The organism is Desulfobulbaceae bacterium (assembly GCA_013792005.1).
Taxonomy (GTDB): domain Bacteria; phylum Desulfobacterota; class Desulfobulbia; order Desulfobulbales; family VMSU01; genus VMSU01.
The window spans coordinates 1-7,240 of sequence record VMSU01000179.1 but is presented as its reverse complement, the minus strand read 5'-3'; the positions used below and the strand labels follow the sequence as shown (position 1 = coordinate 7,240).

Sequence of the window (7,240 nt, the reverse complement as noted above, 5' to 3'; positions counted from 1 at the left end):
GCCACATCTGCGTTGTTATCGGCCTGCTCATGTGCGAAAAGCACACATCGCAGGCCGATGCCTAGCATCTGCGGCACTGCTGAACAGTTACGGTTCTGGGCTTCGGCACCTTTCTGGGTCAGAAGGTGGATAGTTACTAAAATTATTGTATTAAAGTAAGTCGTTAGCTTGGTCAAGGGTGGGCTTCACTATGGGTTGTCTGCGGAAATGGATAAGTACGAATTTTGAATTTAATACTAAACTAAATTCGTCTACCTGCAAAGGATATGTTTTGATGTTGCGAGCAGGAAACTAAGCCAGTGAGCCAGTTTTATTGGATTTTAGCCTTCGCAGGGAAGACGTTGGGTGAGGATAAGGCTTATTTGTCAATGGGGTACCTCTCTGCTTCGGTATTTTGTGCAGAAACCTCGTGGTAACCAGACAACTCTAACCCAACCGTCACTCTGTCTGACTTTTGTCCAGGTAATAATTATAATCTCCCTCATAGATGCGAAGTTCTCCATGATCAATGGCAAAGACCCGGTTGACCAGGGAGCGCAGGAAATGTCGGTCATGGCTGACTAGGACCACGGTGCCGGTGAAGTTGTTGAGGGCGGTGAGCAGTACTTCGCGGGATTGGATATCCAAATGGTTGGTTGGTTCGTCGAGCACTAGGAAATTCAGTGGTCTGGCAAGTAGGGTGGCCAGGACCAAGCGGCTTTTTTCGCCGCCTGAGAGCATCTCGACCCGTTTGTCAACGCTATCGCCCTGAAAGAGGAAGGCGGCGCAGAGGTTGCGGATACCACCAATAGTGGCGTTGGGCATGGTGTCTTGGACAGTGGCGAAGACCGTCTTGTCCGGATCGAGCACCTCCATTGAGTGCTGGCTGAAATAACCGGGGAAGACATTGGCGCCTAAGGTGACGAAACCGGTGGTGGGCTTGGTCTGTTTGGTCAGTACCTTGAGAAATGTCGATTTGCCGGCGCCATTGACTCCGACCACGGCGATCTTCTCTCCGCGGCGGATGACGCCGGTGATGCCGCCGAAGACCGACTTCTCGCTGCCATTCTCCATCGGCCAGACCTTGGCGAGATCGGTGATCCTGGCCACGTCATCGCCACTGCGCGGCGGATCGGCGAACTCGAAGCTGATGCTGCGTTGTTCCGGCGGCAGTTCGATCCGCTCGATCTTCTCCAGTTTCTTGACCCTGGACTGGACTTGAGAGGCGTGGGAGGCCCGGGCCGCGAAGCGGGCGATGAACTCCTCCTCTTTTGACAGCATCTCCTGTTGACGCTTGAAGCTCGCTTGCAGTTGCTCTCGGCGAATCTCTCGTTCGCGCAGGTAGAAATCGTAATTGCCGCTGTAGGTAGTTACCGAGCCATTGGCCACCTCGATAATAGTGGAGACGATGCGGTTCATGAAGTCGCGATCGTGGCAGGTCATCAGCAGGGAGCCTTTGAACTCGTTGGCCAGCCAGTTTTCAAGCCAGACGATGGATTCTACATCCAAGTGGTTGGTGGGTTCGTCTAAGAGGAGGACGTCAGGGTTGATGGTGAGGATCCGGGCCAGGGCGATACGCATCTTCCAGCCGCCGCTGAAACTCTCAACCGGGCGATTATAGTCATCAGGTCCGATACCGAGTCCGGTCAATACCGCCTGAGCCCGGCTTTCCAGATCATATCCTCCCCGAAGTTCAAACTCCTCGGTGGCGTTGCCGTAGCGTTCAAGTAGCGTTGCCATCTCATCATCGCTCATGGGTTCAGCCATTGCCGCTTCCATCTCGCGCATGGTCTCACCCAGCCGCATGGTTTCATTTGATCCGGCCATGACCTCAGCCAACGCCGAGCGGCCAGCCCTCTCGCCCACGTCCTGGGAGAAATATCCGATCACCGTTTTTTTAGAGCAGCTGATGGTCCCTTTGTCTGGGGTTTCCTCGCCGGTGATCAGACGGAAGATCGAGGTTTTGCCAGCGCCATTGGCGCCAACGAGACCGATTCTTGAGCCGGGGAGGATCTGGCAGCTGATATTTTGAAACAGGATCTGGGTGCCGTGTTGTTTGCTGATGTTGGTAAGATGGATCATGCAGGTATCCTTGGTATAAGCCGAAGGGAGTAAGAAATCGTGCTCTCCGGGGAGTCGTAAGGGATGTGACGACGCGTTACCGATGTTGGTGAGTGAGCGAAAGAATGCGTGATGAAAATAAGCGCTTTCAATAGCACGATAGCGACGAGGCTGCAAGGCTTTCGTTTATTGCCGCAGGGGGGATCGAGACTCGTCAGTTGCTTTGGTCAACGGGAAAGGAGGAGGTGAGCCGATCCTGGCATCAAGGTGTCGAGCTTGATTGTTACTCGATGATAGGTCATAATCCCAGTTAACCGTAAACCGGCAACTGATCACCGTCAACCTGGATAGGCGCTGTTTTCTTACAATGAGAGGAGGGATGTATGAAATATGTCGGAGCACATGTCAGCATTGCTGGAGGAGTGGAGAATGCACCATTGCATGCCGAGTTGATCGGTGCCAAGGCTTTTGCCATGTTTACTAAAAACCAACGGCAGTGGCAGGCAAAACCCCTGGAAGATAAAAACATCCGCGCTTTCCGGGAAAACCTTGAACGGATCGGCATTCAACGACACCATGTTCTCCCTCATGATGGCTACCTGATCAATCTCGGCAACTCTGACCCAGATAAACGCCAAAGATCGGTCAATGCCTTTATTGATGAGGCCCAAAGAGTGGAGCAGCTTGGTCTTAAGCTGCTTAATTTTCATCCGGGAAGTCATCTGAACGAGATTTCTGAGGAGCAGTGTATGGATCTCATTGCCGAAGGTATTCAGCAGGCTATAGCCCAGACACAGGAGGTCGTTTTTGTCCTCGAATCCACTGCAGGCCAAGGGTCGAATATCGGGTACACCTTTGAACAGCTTGCTATGATCATTGAGCGGGTTGGGTTGAGGGAGAGGATGGGTGTTTGTCTCGATACCTGTCATCTCTATGCGGCTGGCTACGACATTAAAGAGAAGTACCATGCGGTAGTTACCAATTTTGACCAGGCGCTGGGCTTTGATCTTCTGAAGGGGGTGCACTTAAACGACAGTAAATCGGCCTTGGGGCAGAAACTTGATCGACACCACTCCCTTGGCGATGGGCAGCTGGGCTGGGAGGTATTCGCTCGGATTATGCAGGATCTCCGCTTTGATCATATCCCCCTTATTTTGGAGACCATCGATAGCGACCGGTGGCCGGAAGAGATCTCCCGTCTCTATGGCTTTAGTAATGAGGCGCGGGTCGCTCTTTAACTTCAGAATTACTTTTGATGGCGTCGCAAAAAGTCCGATCTACTGCGTCCCCGTCCAACACCAGCGGGGATTGAACTGAATTGCGTGGCGGTTTTGCTCGTTCGGCATACCATATGTATGGCCTCACTCACAAAACACACCCCGCGCCTCGGAGTCTCTCTTCGATCGCTTACCTGTATGTCGCACCTTTTGCTTAGCCATCCCCGGACTTTTTACGAGATTGTCACTTTTGAACATGATATCTGTTACAGATCTGCTGAATAGAATTAGTTGGGACTCCGATTTTGGCAGGGGCATTTCGATCTTGGGTATTATGATCGCGTAAAAGACTGAATCATTTTGGTCTGCTTTACAGCAGGTTGTTTTGACCAGCGGCGATCATTTCAGCCTCCAGCTTCTCGACCCGGGGGGTGGCAAGGTGATACCCTTTGAGTGAGGCTGGACACCTCTGTGTGGGAGGTTTTTTTGTGCTTGACAGGTGAGCGGCACCAGGAGTAAACAATGTGCCGTAGTGATTGTGAATGATTGTTCATTCATTTTGTGCAATTCACAGTGAGTAAAAAAAGAAAAAGGAGAGTAAAACAATGATCAAGCAAATTAGAACAATGGCTATTGCTGCAAGCTGCCTCGTGCTGATGGCGGCGGGACCTGCCCTCGCGAGTTCAAAGGCTGCCAAACCATCGCCTGATGCGATACTGACCATGTTGAAGGATGGTAATGCCCGCTTCATGTCGGGTAAGGCCGAGAACCCAAATAGTGACAAGGCCCGGATGGCCTTGGCCGGTAAGGAGAATCAGGGTGACTACGCGTACGCTACGGTGATCTCCTGTTCTGATTCCCGAGTACCCGTCGAGCGTATCTTTGATGCCGGGATCATGGATATTTTTGTTATTCGTGTGGCCGGTAACGTGGTTGATACCGATGAGGCAGGTTCCATCGAATACGGCTTGGCTCATGTCAACACCCCCGTTCTGGTTGTCCTTGGACATACCCAATGTGGTGCTGTCACTGCCGTGACCAGCGCGGTTCAGGGACATGGTCATGCCTTGGAGCGGAATATTCCGCCCTTGGTGGATAATATCCAGCCAGCGGTTGAGCGGGCTATTGCTGCCCATCCCGAGGCCAAGGACAAGGCCGTAGTCCCTTACGGTATTGAGGAGAATGTCTATCAGGGTATTGAGGATCTTTTTATGAAGAGCCCCGCCTCTCGCGACTTGGTTAAGAGCGGGAAGGTGAAAGTGGTAGGCGCGATCTATGACGTGGCTACCGGTGAGGTTAAATGGTTGGCCGATGCCAAGACCGACGAGATCATGAAGAGCGTCGAGGCCAATCCGGCTCGGGCTATGGAGGCTATGGCTGGAGGCGAAGCGAAGCACTAAGGAGATGCTCCGGTTTAGGGTCACAAAAAAAGGCAGGTGCTTTGGCGCACTGCTTTTTTTTTGACGAATGGTAACTGCTTAGGTTTTCGGTTTGTGTTTGTCAGGTAACGGTTAGTGATTGTTGCCAACGACTGGTATTCGTACGGTTGTTAACCGTAAACCGGTAACTGATCACCGTCAACTTGGGTAGTTACCGGTTTACCAACTTTTAATAAACTCTTCCTTAACCAGCTGCCAGCAGGCTGGCAGGTCCGGCAGGTTCTGCATTCTGGCGGCCAGGCGGTGGCCAAAGCGCAGGTTTTTAGTGAAGTACCAGGTGAACTCCTTGATCCTCCCCAAGGTTTGATTGGCAGGGAAAAAATCGGTCATCATCGTCCAGGCCTTCTGGTAGGTGGCGAAGAGGAATTCGGCGGTGATCTCCTGGTCTAATCCGCTGGTAATTTCGGCAAAGAGCCACGGTTTCTGCGCTGCCGCTCGTCCAATCATCACTCCATCACAGCCTGTCTGATCGAACATGGTCAGACAATCCTCCCGAGTGACGACATCGCCGTTGCCGATGACCGGCAGTCGGGTCATGTCCTTCAAGTGACCGATATACTCCCAGCGTGCTCGTCGCTTTAGCTTTTCGGTGGTGAGCCGAGGATGGAGAGTGATGGCGTCAACTCCAGTTGCTTCTAAGATATCAACTAAGTCATGTAAAAAAATAAGATCGGGCTTCACCCCCAGTCTGATCTTGACTGTCAGCGGACAGGAAACGACGGGACGTAAGGTGGAGAGGATATCCGTAACTAAAGGGAGATCAGAGAGGAGAAATCCACCAGCCTTGCGTCGACCGGAGATGTTTGGCGCCGGGCAGGCCAAGTTGAGGTCGATAATCTCGGCTCCGATCTGGCAAAGATGGCTGGCGCCGAGCGCCGCTTCTTCAGGAGAGGGGGCAACGATCTGGTAGGCCATGGGCTGCTCGCAGGTCTCCCGTGCCAGCCAGAAGGAGTGTTTTTTGATATCGTCTGGGATATGTTTGGCGCTCAGCATTTCGCTGAAGAAGAGGCCGGGCCGGGCAAAGGAGGCCACAAGCTGCCTGAGTGGAGAGTGAGAGACCCCGGCCATGGGGGCGAGGATCAGGGGGGGATCGATAGTGATGTTGCCAATGGCAAATGGTTTCAGAGGGAACACGGCCGTATGGGGGTTGAGGTGGACGGGGAGAGCGCATTATTACGATGCTAAAGTGAGTGGTTGTAAGTTTAAAGTATGAAGTGCGGTTGCGCAATGTTCATCACAGGCGAAGGCGAATTTTTGCTGAGGGCGGTTTTTAGTGAACCATTCAGGATAGTAAGGTTCTACGGACTGGGACAGATTGGTAGCTCTGGCTGATACCCTGTGAACAGATTTTGACTCACCTCTCAATTTATGGTAGGACAGTACGCCTTTCGCGAGCAGAGAGGTTCGGTGTTGTTAGATAGATTGAGATCATGGTCTCGGTCGTAAGCAATTATACGAGGATGTATTATGTCAGAGATCCTGATGTGGAGGCGAGGAAACGAATGGATAGCGAAAGTAAGTTGATTCCCATTTTACGAGAAGGGGTTGAAATAGTTAAAGTTATTTTTTTTAAGGACCTGCGCGACCATCTTCGGGTCAGTCAGGCTGGATGGGACCATGATTTTTCCTCTAAGGTGACGGCCGCAGTAGTGGGCGATGTGTTCGGGGGGGATCACCAGGAGGGGGCTTTAGCCGATTTTGTTGCAGCTCATCGTCAAGTTGTCGATGAGGTTCGAGCCAAAGTCGGTTGTGAACTTCCGGCCCTGCGCATCCTTCTGACCGATGCTCTGCGAACCATGGTTCTGTGTGATTATCAGGAAGATGGACGCGATACATCGTTAGTTCTGGAGCGGGCCAGGGAGTGGGGGATTCTGCTTAGCGAGCGGGAGTTACCTCTGCCCAATAGCTTTATTGATCTGGTTCGGCGATTGGGGACGGCCAAAGGGATCTTGCAGGCAGTGCAGCCAATCTGAGGGAGCCAGGAGGTGCGCTTCGTGTTGTGGTTCCTTGGTGAAAATCAACAGAGTAATAGCGACTTAGGGTTGGGTTTACGCTTTGCTCATCCATTGTTACGACGGGATCGTCAGTGTTGTGCTATGATACTAAAATTTTGGTTCAGCAGCAGGCAATAACTCTGGCTGGTGCAGCGTCGGTTCCTGTTATCAGCAAGGGAAGACAGAGGAGTTGACTGTGACCGCCGGGGATGAGGTCAAGGCGAGTGAGATTTTCGATGATGAGAATGTCCTTGTTCAGCAGTTGTCGGTGATTGGGGAGGTTGGTTGCGTCCGGGCCATCGATTGAGGGAGTGTCTAAACCGATTCCTTTGATCGATTGGGTGGCAAGCCAGGTCACGGCTTGGGCTGATAGCACCGGGAAGTCTATGAAATATCTTTTATCTTTCCAGTAGCGATCCCAGCCAGTCACTTTATCGGCCAGGCGCTGGTAATCGACTGTCGGCAAGTCCGGGGCGACATCACCCTCTCGCACTTAGCCCCGCTTGGTTCATCTCTGAATACGGACTTCCTGCTGATCCTCACCGGCTGG

At 52.3% G+C, this 7,240-nt stretch carries 6 protein-coding genes; 3 read left to right on the top strand and 3 right to left on the bottom strand.

Features of this window, described 5'->3' with window-relative positions:
- Window positions 1–438: 438 nt before the first annotated feature.
- Entirely contained in the window at window positions 439–2,061 is a 1,623-nt protein-coding gene (locus FP815_11555) for an ABC-F family ATP-binding cassette domain-containing protein (GenBank protein ID MBA3015568.1), read from the bottom strand.
- A 362-nt stretch (window positions 2,062–2,423) separates the two neighbouring features.
- Here FP815_11555 and FP815_11550 point away from each other — a divergent pair, with 362 nt between their 5' ends.
- On the top strand, window positions 2,424–3,278 hold the full coding sequence (locus FP815_11550; GenBank protein ID MBA3015567.1) for a deoxyribonuclease IV: 855 nt from the start codon (window positions 2,424–2,426) through the stop codon (window positions 3,276–3,278).
- Between the two features lie 584 nt (window positions 3,279–3,862).
- Entirely contained in the window at window positions 3,863–4,657 is a 795-nt protein-coding gene (locus tag FP815_11545) for a carbonic anhydrase (GenBank protein ID MBA3015566.1), read from the top strand.
- Window positions 4,658–4,855: 198 nt separating this feature from the next.
- Here the strand turns inward: FP815_11545 and FP815_11540 are convergent, their stop codons facing one another.
- On the bottom strand, window positions 4,856–5,830 hold the full coding sequence (locus FP815_11540) for a tRNA-dihydrouridine synthase family protein (GenBank protein ID MBA3015565.1): 975 nt from the start codon (window positions 5,828–5,830) through the stop codon (window positions 4,856–4,858).
- 368 nt (window positions 5,831–6,198) lie between these two features.
- On the opposite strand from FP815_11540, the gene FP815_11535 reads away from it, so the two are divergent.
- Window positions 6,199–6,669, top strand: coding sequence for a hypothetical protein (locus FP815_11535; protein MBA3015564.1), 471 nt, complete (start codon window positions 6,199–6,201; stop codon window positions 6,667–6,669).
- 142 nt (window positions 6,670–6,811) lie between these two features.
- Here FP815_11535 and FP815_11530 read toward each other — a convergent pair whose 3' ends face one another.
- On the bottom strand, window positions 6,812–7,183 hold the full coding sequence (locus tag FP815_11530; GenBank protein ID MBA3015563.1) for a hypothetical protein: 372 nt from the start codon (window positions 7,181–7,183) through the stop codon (window positions 6,812–6,814).
- Between the last annotated feature and the right edge of the window lie 57 nt (window positions 7,184–7,240).

Coding starts and splice junctions, on each gene's coding strand:
- FP815_11555 (MBA3015568.1), bottom strand. CDS start 2,061: ATGATCCATCTTACCAACATCAGCAAACAACACGGCACCCAGATCCTG.
- FP815_11550 (MBA3015567.1), top strand. CDS start 2,424: ATGAAATATGTCGGAGCACATGTCAGCATTGCTGGAGGAGTGGAGAAT.
- FP815_11545 (MBA3015566.1), top strand. CDS start 3,863: ATGATCAAGCAAATTAGAACAATGGCTATTGCTGCAAGCTGCCTCGTG.
- FP815_11535 (MBA3015564.1), top strand. CDS start 6,199: ATGGATAGCGAAAGTAAGTTGATTCCCATTTTACGAGAAGGGGTTGAA.